The organism is Bacillus cereus group sp. MYBK95-2 (assembly GCF_051915225.1).
GTDB lineage: Bacteria > Bacillota > Bacilli > Bacillales > Bacillaceae_G > Bacillus_A > Bacillus_A cereus.
Genome location: NZ_JBQAEH010000009.1, coordinates 1 through 21,266, shown reverse-complemented (window position 1 = coordinate 21,266; position 21,266 = coordinate 1). Strand labels below are relative to the sequence as shown.

Genomic DNA, 21,266 nt, shown 5'->3' with positions numbered 1-21,266 from the left:
TAGAGAGGTGAGAGTATGGCTGTCATTACAAAAATAGAAGTACAAAAACGATCGAAAGAACGATTTAATATTTATATTGATAAAGGTCAAGGCGAAGAGTACGGATTTAGTGTGGATCAAGTAATCTTAATAAAACATGGATTACAAAAGGGCTTAGAAATTGATGAAATCGAGTTAGGGAATATTTTGTACAATGAAGAAGTACAAAAAGCATATTTACAAGCAATCTCCTATTTATCCTATCAAATGAGAACAAAACAAGAAATAGAAGATTTTTTACGAAAAAAAGAAGTGGGACAGGCCATCATCTCTGAAGTCGTTTCGAAATTATTACATGACCGATATATTAATGATAAAGAGTATGCTGTTTTATATACGCGAACGCAAAGTAATGTGAATCGAAAAGGTCCAACTGTTATTAAAAGAGAGTTATTAAATAAAGGTGTTCAGGATTTAATTATTACACATAGTTTACAAGAATATCCGAAGGAAAAGCAAATTGAGAATGCCTTGTTTCTCATAGAGAAGAAGAAAAAATCTTATCAAAAACATTCTTTTTTACAAATGAAACTAAAGTTAGATGAGATGCTTGTTCGAAAAGGATATTCTAGAGAAGTAATTCAAATTTGTTTGGAAGAATTGAAAGACGAAAAAGATGACGAAAAGCAACAAGAAGCGTTACACTATCATGGGAATAAATATTATGAGAAATATAAGAAGCATGATGGATGGACATTTGAAAACAAGATGAAACAAGCGTTATATCGAAAAGGATTCTCTATTGATGAAATCGAGATATTTTTGCAAATGAAACGCGAAGAGGAATGAGGAGAATAAGATGAATATGCCAAAACGCTACAGTGAAATGACACCGCATGAGCTAAGGGAAGAAATTGGCGCTTTGAAGGAGCAAGCAGTAAAAGCTGAGCAGCTTGGGATTGTCAATGAATTTGATGTATTAATGAGAAAAATGGCAATGGCTCGTGCTTATATGACGGATATAAACAAGTTCCATATTGGTGAAACATATGAATTAGTAGAAGAACCTGGTGTATTATTTAAAATTACGTATTTCAATGGGGTATTTGCTTGGGGATATAAGCAAAATGATAATGAAGAGATTGGCATACCAATTTCCTTATTGCAAGAAAAATAAAAACCAGAGAGCACATATCTCTCTGGTTTTCATCTTTGGTAGGCGTTAAAGGAGATAGGAGATTCTAAAATTGGCGTTTTTTACATTCATTTGCCAATATAATGAGAGACTGGGTTTGTTGCGTCTGTCCGTTAACTTGCGCTTTCGCATGTTTTGGACGAGTCCACGTATGGTTAAATAATTCAGAACGACTATCTAAGCGATCACGGTAGCTCATCTTTATCACCTCGTGTAGGAAGTTAATTTAATTTGTACTACTCTTCCTGCTGATTTGCAGCACGCATACGTTCTTGTGGGTGCGTGTTAATTGTGCCGTTAGGTCGTTTCGAAGCGAAGCGTGATTTCGCTTTCGGTTGACCGTCGATTTTGCTGTTGTTTTTTGACTCAGACCAAAATTCGGCTTGTTTACCCATTGCGAACGCCCTCCTCATTATCGGTTGATACCTTTTTAAGAAGTATCAATTATAGAATGTGCAAAATTGAAGAAACTATCCTTTAGAAATGAAGGGATAAATAGGTAAAAGGAGATTATAATATGAATGACATTTATGAAACATTAACGAAAGAATTATTAGACAAGAATGACAAGCTTTCTTACGCACAAGCTCGTGCTTGGGTTGAGTTACTATGGGAAGATTTTCAAACAACTTATGCAAAATCAGGTCGTTATCAAGGCGATGAAATGACGGAACAAGTGGTACGATCATGGATTAATAATCATGGTGTACGCCTTCATGAAATGCGGACAAATAATCCGAAGTATAGTCATTTAATTAATCAAGAAGATCATTTGAAACATTAAAAAAAGCGACTTAAGTCGCTTTTTTTAATGTGGAAGTAATTCCAGTTTTTTTCGAAGCTTTTCTTCACTAAAGATCCATCCTGTATAGGAACTAATAATATTTAAATTGTGGTCGAGCTGAACGATTGCAACAAATGGATAATAATCTTTACTTCGATATCGTAAATCAATGAATCGTACTTCATAATAATGGTCATGATCAAAAATATCCCAGCGATATACAGGAGAGAAAGATAGGAAGGCTGAGATGTTTTCATCTTGTTTAGCTGCTCGCATAATATTGTTGTCTGGGAACGGTACCCGATCGAACTTGTCATATATCATGATGTTACCACGGTGCCATCTCGCAACGTAGTAATAATCAGCCGTAACGACTGCTAAATGGTAATGATAAAATCGGTAAGAAGGAGAAATGATAATCTTTTCGACATTTTTGAAACGTTTGTGTACAACGCTTCTTATATTTCTGTGCATCATAATCCGTCCGATATAGTAAACAATCATTAATATATATGCCGCTAAAGCTGTATATCCCTTATGAGAACCGACGAGCATGCAAGCAATTGCAAGTATATGGATAAAGAAAATTACGGTATCGAATGTATTAATTATGCCAAGTGCGACCCATTTTTTTGTGAAAGGTCGTAATGCTTGTGTACCATAGGCGTTGAAAATATCTACAAAGACGTGAAGAAAGACGGCAATAAATGACCAAAGTAGTAGATGAAGATATGGAGCTTCTGAAAAGAAGGCGAAAGAGATGCCACTTATAAGGAATGACCAAAGAATTACCGCGGGAATAGAATGAGTAATCCCACGATGATTTCTTATATATTTAGCGTTATTACGCAATTTTAGAACTGTGTCAATGTCAGGAATGTTGGAACCAGCAATTGTAGCAAGCATAACAGCTTGGGGGCCAATATCACTTTGTGCTATGGCTGGATCTAATGTTGCTAAGCTACCTAAAGTGATACCCATAACAAGGTGAGTGGCTGTGTCCATAGAAATCCACCTCCGTTTTTTATTAATGTAACTCTTTTTATTCGATACCTCAAGTCCTTTGCCTTCTATTTCCTATGTCATCTTACTTAAATTTTTTCCTAAAATCTTTATAATAGTACTTATATGCAAAAAAATGAGGGGGATCAAGTTTGACACTTGAAATACTAAACAATTTTAATATAGAGCAGTTTCAAAATGATTTAATTGGTTGGTTTGAAGAAGAACAGCGTGACTTACCGTGGAGAAAGAATAAAGATCCATACCGTGTTTGGGTTTCTGAAATTATGTTGCAGCAAACAAGAGTAGAAGCTGTAAAACCATATTACGCAAATTTTATGGGGAAGTTTCCTACACTTGAAGCGTTAGCGAACGCAGATGATGAAGAAGTATTAAAAGCATGGGAAGGTTTAGGATATTATTCTAGAGCACGTAATTTACATGCGGCAGTAAAAGAGGTAAAAGAAGTATACGGCGGGGTTGTACCAAGTGATGTAAAGAAAATTGAAAAGTTAAAAGGAGTAGGACCATATACAAAAGGTGCTATTTTAAGTATCGCATATGGTATACCAGAGCCGGCAGTTGATGGAAATGTTATGCGTGTATTATCTCGTATTTTATCAGTATGGGATGATATTGCAAAACCAAAGACTCGAAAAGTTTTTGAAGAGATTGTGCGTGAAATTATTTCAGTAGAAAACCCATCTTATTTTAATCAAGGATTGATGGAATTAGGTGCATTGATTTGTATTCCTAAAAATCCATCGTGCTTACTTTGTCCTGTGCGTGAGCATTGCAGAGGATATGCTGAAGGTGTTCAAAAAGAATTACCAGTAAAAAGTAAAGCGAAAGCTCCTAAAATGGTACCTATTGTTGCAGGCGTACTTCAAACTGAAGACGGTCGTTACGTTATTAATAAACGTCCAAGTACAGGTTTGTTAGCTAACATGTGGGAGTTTCCTAATGCTGAACTTGGAGAAGGTATTCGAAATCAGAAGGAACAGCTTATAGATTATATGAAAGAAAAATTTGAGCTCGAGGTTTCTATTGATGAATACGCAATGAATGTACAACATACGTTTACACATCGTACTTGGGATATATTTGTATTTTACGGAAAAGTAACCGGTAATATTGTTGATACAGATACATTAAAATTTGTATCGAAAGAGGTATTTGAGCAATTACCTTTCTCAAAATCACACCGTACTATTTATGAAAATTGTGTGGAGAAAATTACAATGCAATAAATAAAAAAGTGTTCCCAATCTAGGGAACACTTTTTTAATCGTAAGAAATTTTTGTCCCATGAGTCCAACTAGCTTCACCTTCTTGTAAGCCGCCTCTTGATTCAATTTCTACTACAATTTCTTTGTAAATACTCTGCCCTTCTACATTTAAATAAGGCAGAACCTGTTGTAGTGAGTGATGAAAATAAGCTAATTCATCTTCTTTCCATTCATTTTTTGAAATCATCGTTAGTTCAGTCATATCGCGTCCTATATACATATTTCCACCTCCATTTCTTATAGTTTGAATAAGTAACAAAAGATATATGCGGAAATTATTCAAAAGAAAATTACGGATAGCTTCTAAGTGAATTGGTTACATTATTGATTGTGGAGGTGAGAAAGATGAGTAAAAAACAACAAGGTTATAACAAGGCAACTTCTGGTGCTAGCATTCAAAGTACAAATGCTAGTTATGGTACAGAATTTGCAACTGAAACAAATGTACAAGCAGTAAAACAAGCAAACGCACAATCAGAAGCAAAGAAAGCACAAGCTTCTGGTGCACAAAGTGCAAACGCTAGTTATGGTACAGAATTTGCAACTGAAACAGACGTGCATGCTGTGAAAAAACAAAATGCTAAGTCAGCTGCAAAACAATCACAATCTTCTAGCTCAAATCAGTAATGAAAGAAAAACACTTCTCTAATTCGGGAGAAGTGTTTTCTTTTTGCGTGGATCGTTGTAATGAAAAGAAAGCGAACGACATAACTTCTAATAAGTCAACAAATGTAGTCAAAGGAGAAGGAAGTTAACAATTAGAATTATGTAATTAGGAATAATAACTGATGAATAAGTCCAAAAGGGGGTAAGTAATGAACGATTTTGATAAGTTGGTAGGGGAGCAATTAGAAACGATGGATGAATTGTTAAAGTTACAAGCACATCTAGAGAAGTATCAACAAATTGAAATGAATGAAAAAGATACGTGCGATAAAAAAGAACTGCATTTTATCCGCCAGGAAATATATAGAACAGAAGTAGCGTTGAAGATGTTACATGAGAAATTTGAAGAGCAAACGAATAGTGTAATTCAATCTTTTGCAACTGAAAAAATGATTTCAAATTTAGGATAAGATATATTGTTATCTTTAGGTGAAAAGTCCTTCTTTGTATGGAAATAGAGAAGGGCTTTTTCTATTACATGTCCTCGCTTATAAATAATACAGTACAATCCTTTTATCTCCTAAGAAGCGGTGGGGCATAGTATTCAACGATAAACCTCCTACATATTCAGTTTGAAAAATAGAGTCTTATCCCTTTAGTTTTAAAATTTCGACAAAAAAGTTATAATAGAAAAAAAGTGAATGCCGTTCAAAGGGCATTTGCAGTTGAAAGAAGGGAGCATATATGGGATTTCCCAAAGAAGGAGAAAAAGTACAAATACATAGTTATAAACATAATGGCTCCATTCATAGAATGTGGGAAGAAACAACAATTTTAAAAGGGACACAGAGTCTTGTAATCGGAGCGAATGATCGTACAGTAGTTACAGAATCGGATGGCCGAACATGGGTTACTCGTGAACCAGCAATTTGCTATTTTCATGCCAACTATTGGTTTAATGTGATTGGGATGCTTAGGGAAGATGGCGTATATTATTATTGTAATTTAAGCTCACCTTTTGCGTATGATCCTGAAGCATTAAAGTATATTGATTATGATTTAGATATTAAAGTATATCCAGATATGACATATACGCTTCTAGATGAAGATGAGTATGAAAAACATAGTGAAATTATGCAGTATCCACCTGTTATTGATACAATTTTAAAACGAAATGTAGCACATTTAACACAGTGGATTCATCAAAGAAAAGGTCCATTTGCACCAGATTTCGTAGATATGTGGTATGAACGATATTTAATGTACAGAAATTAAAACAAACCTGCAGGGGGCTTCCCGGCAGGTTTGTCCTATTAGAGGGGGGATTATGTGCAAGGTATAAAAAGATATTTACAATTTGTTAAACCATATCGGTGGCTTATTGTTATTACAATTATTATTGGACTAGTTAAGTTCGGTATCCCACTTATTATGCCGTGGTTATTAAAGTATATTATCGATGATGTAATTCAAGGCGCTGGCTCACTTCAAGATAAAACATCTCAATTAATAACAGCGATTGGAATTGCTTTCTTTATTTTTGCGGTATTAAGACCACCGATTGAATATTATCGTCAATATTTCGCCCAACGTATCGCAAATACAATACTGTATGATTTGCGGAAGCATATTTTCGGTCACTTACAAAAGTTAAGTTTACGTTATTACTCCAATACAAAAACAGGGGAGATTATTTCGCGTGTCATCCATGATGTAGAACAAACGAAAGATTTTGTAATTACTGGTTTGATGAACGTCTGGTTAGATACTGCAACAATTGCTATTGCTATCATTGTTATGTTTTCTATGAATATAAAATTAACATTTGTTGCGTTATTGATTTTACCTATTTATGTAATTGCAGTGAAATATTTTTTCGGACGTCTTCGGAAATTGACGAAAGAGCGTTCACAAGCGTTAGCGACGATGCAAGGGTATTTGCATGAACGTATTCAAGGAATGCAAGTGACACGTAGCTTTGCGTTAGAAGAGTATGAGGGGAAGCAGTTTGAAAAAAGAAATAATGAATTTTTAACGAAAGCATTAACCCATACAAGTTGGACGGCAAGAACATTTTCGGCGGTAAATACGTTAACCGATTTAGGTCCGTTACTTGTGATTGGTTTTGCAGCATATGAAGTAATTCAAGGACAGTTAACGCTAGGAACGATGGTAGCTTTTGTTGGATATATGGATAGTTTATATAGTCCGCTTCGCCGCCTTGTTAATTCATCTACAACATTAACACAATCTTTTGCATCGATGGACCGTGTGTTTGAACTGTTAGATGAAAAATACGATATTGTTAATGTGCCAAATGCGGTACAAACGAAAAAATTAAATGGAGAAATTGTATTTGACAATGTTTCTTTTCGTTATAATGTAGATGAAAAAGAGATATTACACAACTTGTCATTAACTATGCAGCCTGGAGAGAAAGTAGCGCTTGTAGGAGCAAGTGGGGGAGGAAAGTCATCTCTTGCTAGTTTGATCCCGCGTTTCTATGATGTTTCTGAAGGCACGGTTTATGTAGATGGCATAGATGTAAGAAAGTATAATATGAGAAATTTGCGTAGTCATATTGGAATTGTACTGCAAGATAATTTATTGTTTAGCGATACAATTGGAGCTAATATTTTATATGGAAATCCGAAGGCTACAGAGAAAGAGGTGATTGCAGCTGCTAAAGCTGCGCAAATTCATGATTTTATTATAGACTTACCAGATGGTTATAATACTGTCGTTGGAGAACGTGGTGTGAAGCTATCGGGCGGGCAAAGACAACGCGTGGCAATTGCACGAGTGTTTCTAAAGAATCCTTCGGTACTTATATTAGATGAAGCAACTTCAGCATTAGATTTAGAAAATGAAAGGTATATTCAAGAGGCGCTTCAGACGTTAGCTGCTGACCGGACAACGATTATAATTGCACATCGATTAGCGACGATTACGCATGTTGATACGATTATTTACATTGAAGACGGTGAGATTAAAGAGACTGGTTCTCATGAAGAGTTAATGCAAAAAAGAGGATTTTATTACAATTTATATCAACTTCAACATATAACAGAAACAGCTCCTTTAGCATAAAAGGAGCTGTTTTTTTATTCGTCTTCTTTTTTATCATCGATTTGGAGTTCTTTTTCTGGTTTATGGTATGTGTAGAAGCTATCTACAAGCAAATCTAAATGCTCTACTTCTTCACTATAGTTAATGATGGAAGAAATAAGAGGGAAGAGATGTAACCATGTTTTATATGCTTCTTCATCGTCTTTATTTTGATATTCCATAAAGATATCAATTAATTCTTGTTTACCTGTTTCAACTTCATCAAGCATTTCGACTGATTGTTGTTTTTTTGCTTTACCAATAAATTTTAATAAAACTTGTTCATGATAATGCGTTAATGAGTCAAGTTCGTTTTGGATAGATTCCTGAAATTCTTCCGGCATATAGCGCAGTTCATTTTCAGTACGGTGTAATGATTTTAACGTACTTAAAGCACGGCTTGTTGTCGCTAACATTTGTCTGAATAAAACGAGCTTACGAATTTTTGCGAACTTTACTTTTTTCGTGTAGCTTCTTTCTTCTTTATACAGCAAATAGTAATGGTTTAGTTTGATCATTTTTTCTTTCATACGATCAATATCAGTTTTTAGCGTTGTAAAATCAGAAGCCTGCCTGCTATTCATTCGAATCCATTTTACAATTTCTTCTGTATTATCAACGATACGATGATAAAGTTTTGTTTCATATTTTGGCGGCATAAATACTAAATTTACAAGTGAAGCCGCAATAATACCAATCATAATCGTCGCAAATCGAAGTAAGGCAAAACTAAAGAAATCTTCGCCTTGATACTCCATAATGGCGATAACTGTTACTAAAGCAATTGATATTGTGTTTTCTAATCGTAATTGTAATGTAAGAGCAATTACTAATATACATGTTAATCCAATAATAAAAGGATTATGTCCAAAAGCAGTAGCAAATGCGATAGCAAATATCGCACCAATTACATTTGCTTGAATTTGTTCAAGTGCTGTTAAATAAGAACGGTATACAGACGGTTGAACAGCAAAGATAGCTGAAATTCCCGCAAATACCGGACTCGGTAATTGAAGTAAAATACAAGCAAATAAAGCTAACGTGATGGCAATACCCGTTTTTAAAATGCGAGCACCAAGTTTCATACCCTTAATAAGATCCTTTCTCTTGTCATAATGAATGTACAACATGATACTATACATTCATTACAATATGTTAGCAAGTGATATTTTAGTGACGTTAAAAGAAATTAGTGTTCATTTTATCCCGCTAATTGTGAGTAGTAAGATTCACGCCTCAAAATTCAGAAGCTGGATGCCGGTAAACGTCCGATTGGTGTAGGCTAATTAAAGTTTCACTTTATAATTTTTCCTAATTCCTTTTAAACATCAGTTTTTAGTAAAAAAACCTGCTGAATTTCAGCAGGTCTCAAATTGTTACTATAGATTACTATGAGAAGCGTACTTCGTCAATTTTTTCTTAATAATGAAAATTACTCATTTTACTCTGTTGAGATAGATGGATCTGCCTGTTCTTTTTTCGGGATAATCTCAAAAAACTTGTTCTGTATATCATCTAATAATGGTGTTAACAAAGCAACTTCCTCATATTGCTCGTGCTCGTTTAGTACACGAATATAGTCTAGCAATAATTCAGTTACATCTTTCAAACCATTTTTACTAATTGGTTGTAATGTAACATTTGCGCCTTTTGCGATTCTTCTTTTTAAGGCCTGTTCTGTTAAGCCTAAGTTTGAATCACGACGCAAATAAACAACACCGCCAGTCATGCCAGCGCAAATCCATGGACCAGGGTCACCTAAAACAAGCGCTCGCCCGTTTGTCATATATTCAAAAGCAAAACCTTTAATATTGGAGTATGCACCTATATTTCCTTGCTCTTTTTCACGGAGTGGTTTTGTTATTCTACCTCCAATTATCATGTCTGCCCCAGAAAGGCGAATGCCAGCGCGAGCATCAGCGTTCCCTTGTACGTATAGTGCCCCTTTTTGTGCACCATATCCAAATCCTTTTCCGACAGAACCGTTATAATATACTCCGTCTTTTCCTTTTGATTTCGTTATATAAATCCCACCACCAAAGGAAGTTTTACCAATGCCATCTTGTGCGCCGCCATTTACGTGTATAAATAAATTTTCACTATTGTAAGCACCTAACCCATTTCCGGGAATAGAACCATTCGTATACTTTAATGTAAGTGGTTCAAGTTGAGTAGCTTCATATAGTTTACTGCGAACGCGATAACATGATTCTAGACCACCCATAACGCGTTGCTCTACACCAACGCCTACCAATTCTTTTGAGTCAGCGGAATGAACTGTCTTAAATTGTTTTTCCGATACGCCTTCTGTTGTTGTAACAGATGGATGTTCTATTATTTGTAGTAAATTACGTAAGTTTAATAAATTTTCGCCTCGAACTTGCTCTAATAAATCAGAACGCCCAACAATTGCTTGTAAATTTGTATAACCAAGCTGCCCTGTTAATCGTTTTAGTTCTACACCGAAAGAGGTGAATAAATTTAGCAGGCCAGCAACTGCGCTTTCTAATTCGCGTGGGACGAAGCGGCGTAACCCGTGTTCTTTTGCTTGTGCTTCAGACTCGATTTGTGTCGCAATTCCAACATGGCAAGTATCTAGATGGCACCCACGGCAAGTAGTACAGCCGATTGCAATCATTGATAGTGTGCCGAATCCAATACGGTTTGCTCCGAGGAGCATGATTTTCAAGGCATCATTTACACTTCGAATACCACCATCTGCCCAAATCTCTACTTTATGTCTCATGCTTGCTTCTAATAAAGCGTTGTGAGCGGCTTTAACACCAATTTCTACAGGGAGACCTACATGCTGCAATGCGTGAATACGTGCAGCGCCTGTTCCGCCATCGAATCCGCTAATGTTAATAAAATCAGCGCCAGCTTTGGCGATACCGACAGCAATTGTTCCGATATTAGGAACAACAGGGACTTTCACGGCTACTTTGGCAAGTTGATTAGCTGTTTTAATTTCTGTAATCATTTGAGCTAAATCTTCAATTGAATAAATATCATGGTTATTAGAAGGCGAAATTAAATCTGAGCCGATTGTCGCATTACGTGCTTCAGCGATTTTGGCTGTCACTTTTGAACCAGGTAAATGCCCACCTTCCCCAGGCTTTGCGCCTTGACCGATTTTGATTTCAATTAAGTTTGATGAGTTTAGTAGTTCGGCATTTACTCCAAATCGCCCAGATGCTACTTGTTGTCCACGTGTATGTGGATATTTTCCAATCATATCTTTAATTTCGCCGCCTTCACCGTTCAAGCTAATCATATTTAGCTGATCGGCTGCTTCTGCATATGCGCGAAAGGCAATTTCGTTTTGAGAACCAAATGACATAGAACTAATAATAAATGGTAAATTATGATTTTTGATGCCGATAGATACTTCTTCAGTTGGAACGACATGTTTTGTTTGTTTCGTTTGAACAAGGTGTCTGATTGCGATTGGATTACTCTCTTCTAGTTCACTTAACTTGTCACGGTAATCATCATAAGAATTTCCTTTTGCAACATCGCCGATTGCTTTCCAAATTCGCGGGAATATATGAAATGATTTTCGCATTCTAATTTTAGGATTGTTATAATCCTCTGCTCGTATTTTTGCATCTTCAACAAGTGATTCAAGTGAAAAGGCTAAATCATTTGAACCGAAGAAATTTGTAATCTGTAATATATTTGCGATTTCTTCATGTAATCCAATAGATGAATAGAGACGTCCGTAACCACGTAACTCATGAATTCCAATTGTTGAAATGACTTTTTCTAATCCTTTATTAAGTGCAGTATATAGATTCGTAATTGGTGTTTTTGTTCCATCATTTACAGTCGCGAATAATAAATATGGATTAATACCATCTGCTCCTAATCCATATAGCGTGACAATGTCATGTAAGGAGCGAAGAGCACCAGAACGTATAACGAGAGAACAATTGCGGCGTAATTTATTTTCACTTAATGCTTGATGTACTTTAGCGGTAACTAAATGTGGATCAATCCACAATCGTTCATTTAGATGGGCTTTTGCGTCATCTAATACTAGTAGGGAAGCGCCATTGTTAACAGCAGCTATCGCTTCAGAACTAATGCGGCTTAATGCGCATTGCAGAGTTTCTGACGAGCTGAATGTAGCAGAGATTGTGGCGATAGAGTTATGAGTCTTAAATAGCTCTATGAGTTGTTCGTACGTAATTGTGTGTAATTCCTCTGCAATAGGTTGTGCCACGCTGCCTTCTAAAATAATTGGTGAAAGCATTTCAACTACAAATGGCCGTTTTGCGCCGCTTAATAAACTTGGACGCTCTCCAAGTACAGTACGTGTAGAGAAGTGTTCAATTTCACGGTCACGGTCAATTGCAGGGTTTGTAACAACAGCTACACTTTCTTTAATAAAGTCAGCGATATTTCGTCTATCAGTATCGAGTGCGGCAAGTGGTGAGTCATGCCCAAGTGAGCGTATTGGCTCAACGCCTTTTGTTGCCATCTGTTCAAGAAGTTGAATATGTTCTCGGTCCCATCCGAAAGCGACGTATTCTTTCGTTTCAACTTGAACAGAATCACATAGCCCTTGGATTTTTTTCGTTTCAGGGATAGATAAATTTAAATGGTAATTGGTAGTATCAATTCGCTTTTTAAAACGGTTATATACTTGGATTTGATATTTGTCATATTCATAAAGAACAAGTTCATCTTGTTCATTCCATTTTAATCCGACTTTTTCTCCAGGAGCGAGTGGTTTTGGTTCTGCTACATATTTAGTTGGTGATACAACTCCAGGTTCAGAAGAGAAAATATAAGAGCTCTCTGTCTCTACTTTCCATACTGGGCGTAATCCAAGGGAATCAACGCTGAAAACAGCTTCATCTTTAAAACGGGAAATGATGCCAGCTGGTCCTTGTGCAAAATGTCCCCATGCTTCACGTATATACGTATATAAATCTTGTAAAGGTGTTTCATAAAGTTTAATTTCATTAATAATTGGTGGGAATAGAATTTCCATTGCTTCAAATAAGCTGTAGCCGTATTGAACAAGTAGGGTTTCTAAGGTGCGGTTTAAATCTTGAGAGTCACTGCCTCCTGCAGTAAGTGGTACATCAATCATTTCAGCTTGATCGCGTAATTTCGCAATTGTGTTAATTTCACCATTATGTCCGAGAATGCTAAATGGTTGTACACGAAAAAAATTAGATAATGTATTAGTAGAGTAGCGGTTATGTCCTAATGTCATAGTTGAAGCGATAAGCGGATGTTGTAAATCATTATAGTAGGCAACAAGCGTATCACCAGCACCTAGAACTTTATATACAACATGATCATGACTTAATGAAGCAACATGAATTGCTTCGTTTTCCTCTATTTTTATTGTGACAGAAAATAATGTTTGCTCAATATTTATAATTTCGTTTTCTGCGATAAGGGCAACTTGCCAAAATAAAGGTTCTTCTTGTTTACCAAGTGGACCGAGCGCATCTGAGTTTGTTGCATCGTCACTTTCGAAAATAATAGTAAAGTTTTTGTTGTTTAATTGCGTACGAATATAATCTTTTAAGGCAGTAATGTTTTCTTTTTTATTTAGAAAAAAATGTCCAACGATAAAGTGGGGATGATCCACAATCGTTGGATTATATCCGCTACTTTTTAGTTTTTCATTCCAAAGTGTTTTTGGTATATCAATGTGAATGCCGATGCCATCGCCCTCGCCATTAATGAAACCAGCTCTATGATTCATTTTGACGAGTGATTGTATGCAAAGGTCAATGTTTTCTTTTGTAGCAATTTTTCGTTTCTCCATAACGGAAACGATTCCACACGCATCATGTTCTGCATTTCTATAATCTCGAAATAAAGACGGTGTCCATGTATTTTTTTTATTGAGCATCCGTCAATCCCCCCTCTTGTAAAAGTTAGAATAATCTTACTATTTAAGGTGCAAATCACCTTGTACACAGAGATAGTAATGCTGTAAAAGAATATAAAACAGATAATTATGAATAATTATACTATTAATACGTAATTTATGAAATAGAAAAAAGGAAAAAAGAAAGGTGAGCTTTCTTTTTTCCTTTTAATGACGGGATTATTTATTGTCTGCTAGGGCAGCAAATGCTCTGCCGACAGCTTCGATTGTATATTCAATATCTTCTTTTGTATGTTCTGTAGTTAAGAACCATGCCTCGTATTTAGAAGGTGCTAAGTTAACTCCTTCTTGAAGCATAAGCTTGAAGAATTTACCGAACATTTCACCGTCTGTATCTTGTGCGGCATCGTAATCTTCAATTGTATTAGTTGTGAAGTATACAGTTAAAGCCCCTTTTAGACGATTTAATGTAATGTCGATATTATGTTTCGCTGCTTGATCTAAAATTCCTTTTTCAAGCATTGCACCAAGTTCATCTAATTTCTCATAAAGCCCTTCTTGTTGAAGTACTTCTAGACAAGCGATACCTGATGCCATAGAAGCAGGGTTTCCTGCCATTGTACCAGCTTGGTATGCAGGTCCAAGCGGAGCAACTTGTTCCATAATTTCTTTCTTACCACCGTAAGCACCGATTGGTAAGCCACCGCCAATAACTTTACCAAGCGCTGTTAAGTCAGGTGTAACACCAAGTAAGTCTTGAGCACCGCCGTACATAAAGCGAAAAGCAGTAATAACTTCATCATAAATTACTAGTGCGCCAGCTTCGTGAACAAGTTCATTCACTTTTTCAAGGAATCCAGGTTTAGGCTCTACAATACCGAAGTTTCCAACGATCGGTTCTACAAGGATAGCTGCTACTTCATGACCCCATTTATCTAAAGCTTCTTTTAAAGTTTCTACATTGTTAAATGGAACGGTAATAACTTCTTGTGCGATACTTTGTGGTACGCCAGCTGAGTCAGGAGTTCCTAAAGTAGAAGGGCCAGATCCAGCTGCCACAAGTACTAAATCAGAATGACCGTGGTAACAACCAGCAAATTTCATGATTTTTGTGCGACCTGTATAAGCACGAGCAACACGAATCGTTGTCATCACTGCTTCTGTACCAGAGTTTACGAAACGGACTTTATCTAATGCAGGCATTGCTTCTTTTAACATTTTTGCGAATTTTACCTCTAGCGCTGTTGGTGTTCCATAAAGTACCCCATTTTCAGCAGCTGTTGTAATTGCTTTTGTTATATGCGGATGAGCATGTCCAGTAATAATAGGACCGTATGCTGCTAAATAATCGATATATTTATTTCCGTCTACATCCCAGAAATAAGCGCCTTTCCCACGTTCCATAGCAACAGGAGCGCCGCCGCCAACTGCTTTAAAAGAACGAGAAGGACTGTTAACACCGCCAACGATATGCTCTAAAGCTTCTTTATGTAATGCTTCTGACTTTGTGAAATTCACTACAATTCATCTCCTTACAAAAATCTATGTATTATTCTAACATGTTTTTCGAAAAGACGTATTGTTTGTGATAGCGAAGGCAGTTGGGTAAACTATTCGTTGTGACATTTAGGAGGGGGGTCCGATTATGAAATCGGTAATTGAGGTACAAGGGTTACGTAAAGAGTTTACAGCCTATTCAAGTCGTCCGGGCTTAAAGGGTGCATTTCGCGATTTATTAAATCGTAATTATAAAATAGTACCAGCAGTAAATGATGTATCTTTTACTGTAAAGCAAGGTGAAATGGTTGGTTATATCGGTGAGAACGGTGCTGGTAAATCAACAACAATTAAAATGCTTACGGGGATTTTAACTCCGACATCAGGGCAAATCACAGTAAATGGAATGAACCCACATAAACAAAGAGAAGAATTTGTAAGAACAATTGGTGTTGTTTTTGGACAGCGTTCGCAACTTTGGTGGGATATTGCAGTACAAGAATCGTTTCGTTTATTAAAGAAAGTGTATGGTGTATCAGACGCTCAGTATAAGGAGCATATGGAGCACGTAATTGAAACGTTAGATATAGGGCCCTTATTAGATAAACCAGTTCGAAAATTATCTCTTGGTCAAAGGATGCGTTGTGAATTAGCGGCAGCCTTAATTCATAATCCACCGTTATTATTTTTAGATGAGCCAACAATTGGGTTAGATGTACTTGTGAAATTGAAAATACGTGAATTTTTAAAAGAAATGAATGAACGTTATAAAACAACAATTTTATTAACAACACACGATATTACTGATATTGAAGCTTTATGTGAGCGCGTTATCATGCTGGATGAAGGAAATATTATGTATGACGGTTCTTTAAATAATCTTCGTACGCAGTGGGGAGCGGAGAAGGAAATTCACTTTCAGTTTGTTGCACCAGTTTCCTATCAGGCTTTATCAATGGTTATGCCAGATAATCATGTCGTTTGGTCGAAAGCAAAAGAGGAAAATGCATGGGTTGCAAAAATTCCGAATGAAGAAGTTATTATTTCAATGCTTATTTCTAAAGTAGTACAAGCCTTTCAAATTAAAGATTTAAAAATTAACGAAGTGTCTACAGAGGAAATTATTCGTAACATTTATGAAGAGGGTATTACGCATGGGTAAGTATATTGAAATGATTCGAATTCGCTTTTTAATGATGCTTGCGTATCGTACAAATTACTATAGCGGGATTTTAATTTATACGATTAATATAGGTGCTTACTATTTTTTATGGCAAGCAATTTATAGCGGAAAAGAGAATATTGAAAGTTTATCTATTTCGCAAATGACCACGTATATCGCAATCGCGTGGATGGCACGTGCCTTCTATTTTAATAATATAGATAGGGAAATTGCGATGGAGATTCAAGAAGGACGTGTGGCTGTAGAATTAATTCGTCCGTATAACTATTTGGGAATGAAAGTTATGCAAGGTCTTGGCGAGGGAATATTCCGTTTTGCCTTCTTTTCCATTCCAGGCATGGTTATCGTTACGTTATTATTTTCGTTGCAAATTACAACAAATTTTCAAACTTGGTTATATTTCTTCTTATCTTTAATATTTAGTTTTATTATTAATACACAAATTAATTTAATGACGGGAATGCTTACGTTTTTCCTATTTAATAATAGTGGGATTATGTATGCAAAACGCGTTGTTATTGATTTATTTTCAGGTCTATTATTACCAATTAGTTTTTATCCGCTATGGGCCCAAAAAGCAATGATGTTTTTACCGTTTCAGGCTATTAGTTATATTCCAAGTATGATTTTTTCTGAAGGTATACAGGGGAGTAAGTTGTATGAGGCTTTAGTATTTCAAGTGATTTGGGCGATTGTACTTATTATTCCAATTGTACTCATGTGGAGAACGGCGAGAAAACGTCTAATTGTACAAGGGGGATGATGAGATGCTATATATAAACTTATTTTTACAATATGCAAGTCAATATATAAAAACAAAATTGGAGTATCGAGGCGATTTTATCGTTGGTTTACTTTCTGATTTATCGCTTCAAGCAGTTAATTTAATATTTATTCTCGTTGTATTTGGGCATACACAAGCATTGAAGGGATGGAGTCGAGAAGAAGTAATCTTTATTTATGGTTTCTTTTTAGTACCATTTGCCATCTTTTCAGCTTTCTTTAATATATGGGATTTTAATGATCGATACATTATTAAAGGGGAGATGGATCGTGTATTAACGCGGCCGATCCATAGCCTATTTCAAATTATATTAGAAAGAATGGAACTTGAATCTTTAATTGGAGCTATTACAGGGATTGTTGTAATGGGATATGCAGCTGTGGAGTTACAATTATCTTTTTACTGGTATGATTTCTTCTTATTTATATTGATGGTAGGAGGAGGAGCACTTGTATATGGAGGGATATTTGTTACGCTGGCGAGCCTTGGTTTTTGGTCGGATGCGAAAAGTTCAATTATGCCTCTTATGTATAACATAGGTAATTACGGGCGCTATCCTGTTAATATTTATAATCGTGTAATTCGTTTCATTTTAACGTTTGTTTTACCGTTTGCGTTTGTTGGAGTATATCCAGCGGCATACTTTTTAAGAAAAACAGAATGGAATAGTTATGCATTTGCGACGCCAATTGTTGGTGTTATCTGTTTTACGATTGCAATCACCCTCTGGAATCAAGGGGTAAAAAGGTATCGTGGCGCGGGTAATTAATTATAGAAGCTTGTTCGTTTCTAAGGGATAAATCAGTTCTCCACCTCATACATATAAAATGAGGTGGAGGACATGTTATGGGGATTTATTCTATTAATTGCAGCAATCGCTATTTTGAAAAGTGTCCAATTATTATGGAGTTCCTATTCGGATTCAACGCGTTTTTTTTCGCTCTATAATTTGGCCACATTATTTTTAATCTATACAACAGTACTAATCGCATTTGGATTAAGTTACGTTGTATTAGAGGAAATGGGTTTCGCAGTTTTGAAAGAGGACGGAGAAAGTTTGAACGCTCATTCTTTTCAACTCGTCGAAGTTTGTTTATATTTTAGCGCAGTTACTCTATTGTCTGTTGGATATGGTGACATATCTCCGATTGGAATTGGGCGATGGATTGCAATCGCAGAAGCGCTAATTGGATATACACTCCCTTTTGCTTTTGTGATGAGGTCTGTAATAGACAATGAAAAATAAGGAAGCATTTGTTATAGTAAAGGAAAAGAGTAGGAGTGATAACTATGATTACAGTAGGAGAAATGGCACCAGAATTCACATTAGAGGGAAGTAACGGAGAAGAAGTTCGCCTAGCTGATTTCCGCGGTAAAAATGTAGTTCTCTATTTTTATCCGAAAGATATGACGCCAGGATGTACAACTGAAGCATGTGATTTTCGTGATGCGTATGGAGTATTTCAAGAGAAGGATACGGTTATTCTTGGAGTAAGTCCTGATTCAGCGAATAGACATTTGAAATTCATTGAGAAACATGAATTGCCATTTACACTTTTAGTAGATGAAGATCATAAAGTAGCAGAGTTATACGATGTTTGGAAGTTAAAAAAGAACTTTGGGAAAGAGTATATGGGAATCGAGCGTTCTACATTCCTTATTAATAAAGACGGTGAACTTGTAAAAGAGTGGCGTAAAGTGAAAGTGAAAGGACATATTGAGGATGTTCTTTCTTATATAAAATAAATCTACATTAGAGATAAAATATGCAGAAACAAGGCAAGTGTCTATACATATTTTACTGCCTTACATAAAGTGGAAGTGTAGGGCATACCTCCTCAGATGATAGTATTCCAAGTGCGATTATGTCGCACTTTTTTCTATGGAATATATGAAGAAAAAAGGGAAAGATACATAAAAACAAGTCCTGAATATAAAAATAAACTACATACTTATAGTAGAAATATTGACGATTTATAAGAAAAGGAGTACACTCTTTATAAGAATTATAAAATAATAATCCGTATAGAATCGGGGTGCATGACGGTGGTCAAAGAAGAATTAAAAGAAGCGCTAGAAATGCTGAAAAATACGGGTGTACGCATTACTCCACAGCGTCATGCTATTTTAGAGTACCTTGTGGAATCAATGACGCACCCAACAGCGGATGATATTTATAAAGCATTAGAAGGTAAGTTTCCAAATATGAGTGTTGCAACTGTCTATAATAACTTACGTGTGTTTAAAGAGGTTGGACTTGTAAAGGAATTAACTTATGGAGACGCTTCAAGTAGATTTGATTATGTTACAAGTCAACATTATCATGTGATTTGCGAAAAATGTGGTAAGATTGTTGATTTTCCTTATGGAGGCTTGGAAAAGCTGGAAGAGGAAGCTGCGAAAACGACAGGCTTCGTTATCAATAGTCATCGCTTAGAAATTTATGGCGTTTGTCCAGAGTGTCATAAGGCGTAATATATAATAAAGAAAGAGGCTGACGGCTATACGTCAGCCTCTTTCTTTATTATATAAGGATTAGCGTGAGGTTAATCGGGATTTACAGTGCTAAGTTAGTAAGAAGGGTTAGATAAAAGTTTGTCGAATTTACTTTGTATTGGTGGAAATGAATTCTTGGAGGGGACATTTTGAAGAAATATGAGATTAAAAATAACATTCCAACATTGGAAGAATATAAATATTTATGTGATTCTGTGGGATGGACTAACTATATGAACTTTGAGGTGGCGGAAATATCACTTCAAAATTCGATTTACTGTATAACAGTCAAGGATAATAATCAAATCATCGGCATGGGGAGAATTGTTGGTGATGGGGCTATCTATTTCTATATTCAAGATATAGTGGTTCATCCAGATTATCAAAAGAATGGTATTGGAAAGAAAATAATGAATACTTTAGTAGAATACTTAAATGGGAATACTCCAGATAAAGCATTCATTGGTTTGTTTGCGTCGCAAGGTAAAACATCATTCTACGAAAAATATGATTTTAAAGATTATTCGCCTAATATGACAGGGATGTTTACTGTTATTTCGAAAAAATAGGTGTAATAAATTTAATAAAACAATTAAAAAGTTGATTTTTTAAGAAATCAACTTTTTAATGAGTTGAAACGTTTGTATTGTTGCAAATTCGTATTTCCCTTGATACTTATGATTTATAACTCTTCTTATTATACTTTTCATCAAATTCTTTTCCTTCTAGATCTCGATCTAGTGTTAAAGGTTGATTGCAGTGCATACATGCATCGACACGGCCGAGCATTTTGGTTGGCTTATCACAGCTTGGACAAATAATTTGGATAGTCTTAGTAGATAACATACCAATCCAAAAGTAAACGACAGTGCTAGCGATAACAGCTAAAAAGCCAACCATCATAAACGTTGTCATAATAATAATGTTTTCGCGGAAAAAGACACCTAAGTATGCAATGAAGAGGCCGATAAATACTAAACTTAATGCAAAGGTCCGGATTTTATTGATTTTGTTTGAATACTTAATGCTCATTCTCACCACGCTCCTATACTAATAATATAACATAAAATTTAGAATTTTCACTCTCGTGTAAATTGATAAAGAGATAAGATATGAAATGAATAGGAGGAAAGCCAAGAATGAATGGATGCTATAATGATTTTTACAGCGGTTTTTAAGTTTTTAACGGGATGTGAAATTTTTTTATAAAAAGTATTGACCCTGTATATACTGCATGATATATTAATAACCGTCGCTGATGCGGAAACGCAGAAAACGACAAAAAAGAAATTAAAAAACTTAGTTGACATTGAAAAATGAAGATGTTAACATAAGGAAGTCGCAAATGAGCGACTAAGTAGTTCTTTGAAAACTGAACGAAACAAACAACGTGAAACGTCAATTTTTATTTTAGATGCTAGACAAACTAACTTTATTGGAGAGTTTGATCCTGGCTCAGGATGAACGCTGGCGGCGTGCCTAATAC

General features: G+C 35.7%; 23 protein-coding genes. 15 read left to right on the top strand and 8 right to left on the bottom strand.

Going from position 1 to position 21,266, the window contains the following annotated elements; all coding sequences use genetic code 11:
- The first annotated feature begins 15 nt into the window (after nucleotides 1-15).
- Both recX and ACTFN4_RS23970 read left to right on the top strand, forming a co-directional pair.
- Nucleotides 16-828, top strand: a complete 813-nt coding sequence (gene recX, locus ACTFN4_RS23975; protein ID WP_000268502.1) for a recombination regulator RecX — start codon at nucleotides 16-18, stop codon at nucleotides 826-828.
- A gap of 10 nt (nucleotides 829-838) precedes the next feature.
- Nucleotides 839-1,156: a YfhH family protein gene (locus tag ACTFN4_RS23970; RefSeq protein ID WP_001057020.1), complete on the top strand. Its 318-nt coding sequence runs from the start codon at nucleotides 839-841 to the stop codon at nucleotides 1,154-1,156.
- 64 nt (nucleotides 1,157-1,220) lie between these two features.
- Here the strand turns inward: ACTFN4_RS23970 and ACTFN4_RS23965 are convergent, their stop codons facing one another.
- Nucleotides 1,221-1,373, bottom strand: a complete 153-nt coding sequence (locus tag ACTFN4_RS23965; protein ID WP_000122093.1) for a YpzG family protein — start codon at nucleotides 1,371-1,373, stop codon at nucleotides 1,221-1,223.
- Nucleotides 1,374-1,410: 37 nt separating this feature from the next.
- Nucleotides 1,411-1,569 (bottom strand): small, acid-soluble spore protein K, encoded by a 159-nt coding sequence (locus ACTFN4_RS23960; protein ID WP_000517891.1) that lies wholly within the window; start codon nucleotides 1,567-1,569, stop codon nucleotides 1,411-1,413.
- A gap of 122 nt (nucleotides 1,570-1,691) precedes the next feature.
- Between ACTFN4_RS23960 and ACTFN4_RS23955 the strand changes: the two genes are divergently transcribed.
- Nucleotides 1,692-1,958, top strand: a complete 267-nt coding sequence (locus ACTFN4_RS23955) for a YfhJ family protein (protein WP_000998166.1) — start codon at nucleotides 1,692-1,694, stop codon at nucleotides 1,956-1,958.
- Nucleotides 1,959-1,982: 24 nt separating this feature from the next.
- On the opposite strand, the gene ACTFN4_RS23950 is transcribed toward ACTFN4_RS23955, so the two are convergent.
- On the bottom strand, nucleotides 1,983-2,963 hold the full coding sequence (locus ACTFN4_RS23950) for a metal-dependent hydrolase (protein ID WP_000379112.1): 981 nt from the start codon (nucleotides 2,961-2,963) through the stop codon (nucleotides 1,983-1,985).
- A 149-nt stretch (nucleotides 2,964-3,112) separates the two neighbouring features.
- Here ACTFN4_RS23950 and mutY point away from each other — a divergent pair, with 149 nt between their 5' ends.
- Complete coding sequence (gene mutY / locus ACTFN4_RS23945) at nucleotides 3,113-4,210, top strand: A/G-specific adenine glycosylase (protein WP_000171397.1); 1,098 nt, start codon at nucleotides 3,113-3,115, stop codon at nucleotides 4,208-4,210.
- A gap of 34 nt (nucleotides 4,211-4,244) precedes the next feature.
- On the opposite strand, the gene ACTFN4_RS23940 is transcribed toward mutY, so the two are convergent.
- Nucleotides 4,245-4,469, bottom strand: a complete 225-nt coding sequence (locus ACTFN4_RS23940; protein WP_000275436.1) for a hypothetical protein — start codon at nucleotides 4,467-4,469, stop codon at nucleotides 4,245-4,247.
- A gap of 125 nt (nucleotides 4,470-4,594) precedes the next feature.
- Here ACTFN4_RS23940 and ACTFN4_RS23935 point away from each other — a divergent pair, with 125 nt between their 5' ends.
- The 4 genes from ACTFN4_RS23935 (at nucleotide 4,595) to ACTFN4_RS23920 (ending at nucleotide 7,945) form a co-directional block, all read left to right on the top strand.
- Nucleotides 4,595-4,876: a gamma-type small acid-soluble spore protein gene (locus ACTFN4_RS23935; protein WP_000039035.1), complete on the top strand. Its 282-nt coding sequence runs from the start codon at nucleotides 4,595-4,597 to the stop codon at nucleotides 4,874-4,876.
- Nucleotides 4,877-5,064: 188 nt separating this feature from the next.
- Nucleotides 5,065-5,325, top strand: coding sequence for a YgaB family protein (locus tag ACTFN4_RS23930; protein WP_000997575.1), 261 nt, complete (start codon nucleotides 5,065-5,067; stop codon nucleotides 5,323-5,325).
- A gap of 274 nt (nucleotides 5,326-5,599) precedes the next feature.
- Nucleotides 5,600-6,130, top strand: coding sequence for a nucleoside tri-diphosphate phosphatase (ntdP, locus tag ACTFN4_RS23925; RefSeq protein WP_439962918.1), 531 nt, complete (start codon nucleotides 5,600-5,602; stop codon nucleotides 6,128-6,130).
- 54 nt (nucleotides 6,131-6,184) lie between these two features.
- Entirely contained in the window at nucleotides 6,185-7,945 is a 1,761-nt protein-coding gene (locus tag ACTFN4_RS23920) for an ABC transporter ATP-binding protein (RefSeq protein WP_119682915.1), read from the top strand.
- A 14-nt stretch (nucleotides 7,946-7,959) separates the two neighbouring features.
- Here ACTFN4_RS23920 and ACTFN4_RS23915 read toward each other — a convergent pair whose 3' ends face one another.
- The 3 genes from ACTFN4_RS23915 to hemL form a co-directional block, all read right to left on the bottom strand.
- On the bottom strand, nucleotides 7,960-9,048 hold the full coding sequence (locus ACTFN4_RS23915; protein ID WP_000765787.1) for an aromatic acid exporter family protein: 1,089 nt from the start codon (nucleotides 9,046-9,048) through the stop codon (nucleotides 7,960-7,962).
- 356 nt (nucleotides 9,049-9,404) lie between these two features.
- Nucleotides 9,405-13,841 carry a glutamate synthase-related protein gene (locus ACTFN4_RS23910; RefSeq protein WP_439962917.1) on the bottom strand — a complete coding sequence of 1,479 codons (4,437 nt, stop codon included), beginning with the start codon at nucleotides 13,839-13,841 and terminating at the stop codon, nucleotides 9,405-9,407.
- Nucleotides 13,842-14,039: 198 nt separating this feature from the next.
- Nucleotides 14,040-15,338, bottom strand: a complete 1,299-nt coding sequence (gene hemL / locus ACTFN4_RS23905; RefSeq protein WP_439962916.1) for a glutamate-1-semialdehyde-2,1-aminomutase — start codon at nucleotides 15,336-15,338, stop codon at nucleotides 14,040-14,042.
- 127 nt (nucleotides 15,339-15,465) lie between these two features.
- Between hemL and ACTFN4_RS23900 the strand changes: the two genes are divergently transcribed.
- From ACTFN4_RS23900 to ACTFN4_RS23870, 7 genes are all read left to right on the top strand, one after another.
- Nucleotides 15,466-16,479 (top strand): ABC transporter ATP-binding protein, encoded by a 1,014-nt coding sequence (locus ACTFN4_RS23900; RefSeq protein ID WP_000843655.1) that lies wholly within the window; start codon nucleotides 15,466-15,468, stop codon nucleotides 16,477-16,479.
- Nucleotides 16,472-17,263 carry an ABC transporter permease gene (locus tag ACTFN4_RS23895; protein ID WP_000521519.1) on the top strand — a complete coding sequence of 264 codons (792 nt, stop codon included), beginning with the start codon at nucleotides 16,472-16,474 and terminating at the stop codon, nucleotides 17,261-17,263. Before ACTFN4_RS23900 ends, ACTFN4_RS23895 begins: the two co-directional genes overlap by 8 nt.
- A 4-nt stretch (nucleotides 17,264-17,267) precedes the next feature.
- Nucleotides 17,268-18,053, top strand: coding sequence for an ABC transporter permease (locus tag ACTFN4_RS23890; RefSeq protein ID WP_000965773.1), 786 nt, complete (start codon nucleotides 17,268-17,270; stop codon nucleotides 18,051-18,053).
- 72 nt (nucleotides 18,054-18,125) lie between these two features.
- The gene (locus ACTFN4_RS23885) at nucleotides 18,126-18,530 is read left to right on the top strand and encodes a potassium channel family protein (protein ID WP_000964343.1); all 405 of its coding nucleotides are present in this window, start codon (nucleotides 18,126-18,128) and stop codon (nucleotides 18,528-18,530) included.
- Between the two features lie 44 nt (nucleotides 18,531-18,574).
- Complete coding sequence (bcp, locus tag ACTFN4_RS23880; protein WP_000633710.1) at nucleotides 18,575-19,030, top strand: thioredoxin-dependent thiol peroxidase; 456 nt, start codon at nucleotides 18,575-18,577, stop codon at nucleotides 19,028-19,030.
- A gap of 300 nt (nucleotides 19,031-19,330) precedes the next feature.
- Complete coding sequence (perR, locus tag ACTFN4_RS23875) at nucleotides 19,331-19,759, top strand: peroxide-responsive transcriptional repressor PerR (RefSeq protein WP_000237829.1); 429 nt, start codon at nucleotides 19,331-19,333, stop codon at nucleotides 19,757-19,759.
- A gap of 170 nt (nucleotides 19,760-19,929) precedes the next feature.
- Nucleotides 19,930-20,349 carry a GNAT family N-acetyltransferase gene (locus ACTFN4_RS23870; protein ID WP_000759735.1) on the top strand — a complete coding sequence of 140 codons (420 nt, stop codon included), beginning with the start codon at nucleotides 19,930-19,932 and terminating at the stop codon, nucleotides 20,347-20,349.
- A 106-nt stretch (nucleotides 20,350-20,455) separates the two neighbouring features.
- Here ACTFN4_RS23870 and ACTFN4_RS23865 read toward each other — a convergent pair whose 3' ends face one another.
- Complete coding sequence (locus tag ACTFN4_RS23865) at nucleotides 20,456-20,812, bottom strand: YgzB family protein (RefSeq protein WP_000025058.1); 357 nt, start codon at nucleotides 20,810-20,812, stop codon at nucleotides 20,456-20,458.
- Nucleotides 20,813-21,266: the final 454 nt, after the last annotated feature.

Excerpts from the sequence above, each read along its gene's own strand:
- ACTFN4_RS23890 (WP_000965773.1), top strand. The coding sequence starts at position 17,268 with ATGCTATATATAAACTTATTTTTACAATATGCAAGTCAATATATAAAA.
- ACTFN4_RS23965 (WP_000122093.1), bottom strand. The coding sequence starts at position 1,373 with ATGAGCTACCGTGATCGCTTAGATAGTCGTTCTGAATTATTTAACCAT.
- ACTFN4_RS23885 (WP_000964343.1), top strand. The coding sequence starts at position 18,126 with ATGTTATGGGGATTTATTCTATTAATTGCAGCAATCGCTATTTTGAAA.
- ACTFN4_RS23865 (WP_000025058.1), bottom strand. The coding sequence starts at position 20,812 with ATGAGCATTAAGTATTCAAACAAAATCAATAAAATCCGGACCTTTGCA.
- ACTFN4_RS23915 (WP_000765787.1), bottom strand. The coding sequence starts at position 9,048 with ATGAAACTTGGTGCTCGCATTTTAAAAACGGGTATTGCCATCACGTTA.
- ACTFN4_RS23935 (WP_000039035.1), top strand. The coding sequence starts at position 4,595 with ATGAGTAAAAAACAACAAGGTTATAACAAGGCAACTTCTGGTGCTAGC.
- ACTFN4_RS23955 (WP_000998166.1), top strand. The coding sequence starts at position 1,692 with ATGAATGACATTTATGAAACATTAACGAAAGAATTATTAGACAAGAAT.
- ACTFN4_RS23960 (WP_000517891.1), bottom strand. The coding sequence starts at position 1,569 with ATGGGTAAACAAGCCGAATTTTGGTCTGAGTCAAAAAACAACAGCAAA.
- ACTFN4_RS23900 (WP_000843655.1), top strand. The coding sequence starts at position 15,466 with ATGAAATCGGTAATTGAGGTACAAGGGTTACGTAAAGAGTTTACAGCC.
- ACTFN4_RS23930 (WP_000997575.1), top strand. The coding sequence starts at position 5,065 with ATGAACGATTTTGATAAGTTGGTAGGGGAGCAATTAGAAACGATGGAT.
- ACTFN4_RS23950 (WP_000379112.1), bottom strand. The coding sequence starts at position 2,963 with ATGGACACAGCCACTCACCTTGTTATGGGTATCACTTTAGGTAGCTTA.
- ACTFN4_RS23970 (WP_001057020.1), top strand. The coding sequence starts at position 839 with ATGAATATGCCAAAACGCTACAGTGAAATGACACCGCATGAGCTAAGG.
- ACTFN4_RS23895 (WP_000521519.1), top strand. The coding sequence starts at position 16,472 with ATGGGTAAGTATATTGAAATGATTCGAATTCGCTTTTTAATGATGCTT.
- recX (WP_000268502.1), top strand. The coding sequence starts at position 16 with ATGGCTGTCATTACAAAAATAGAAGTACAAAAACGATCGAAAGAACGA.
- ACTFN4_RS23940 (WP_000275436.1), bottom strand. The coding sequence starts at position 4,469 with ATGTATATAGGACGCGATATGACTGAACTAACGATGATTTCAAAAAAT.
- ACTFN4_RS23910 (WP_439962917.1), bottom strand. The coding sequence starts at position 13,841 with ATGCTCAATAAAAAAAATACATGGACACCGTCTTTATTTCGAGATTAT.
- bcp (WP_000633710.1), top strand. The coding sequence starts at position 18,575 with ATGATTACAGTAGGAGAAATGGCACCAGAATTCACATTAGAGGGAAGT.
- ntdP (WP_439962918.1), top strand. The coding sequence starts at position 5,600 with ATGGGATTTCCCAAAGAAGGAGAAAAAGTACAAATACATAGTTATAAA.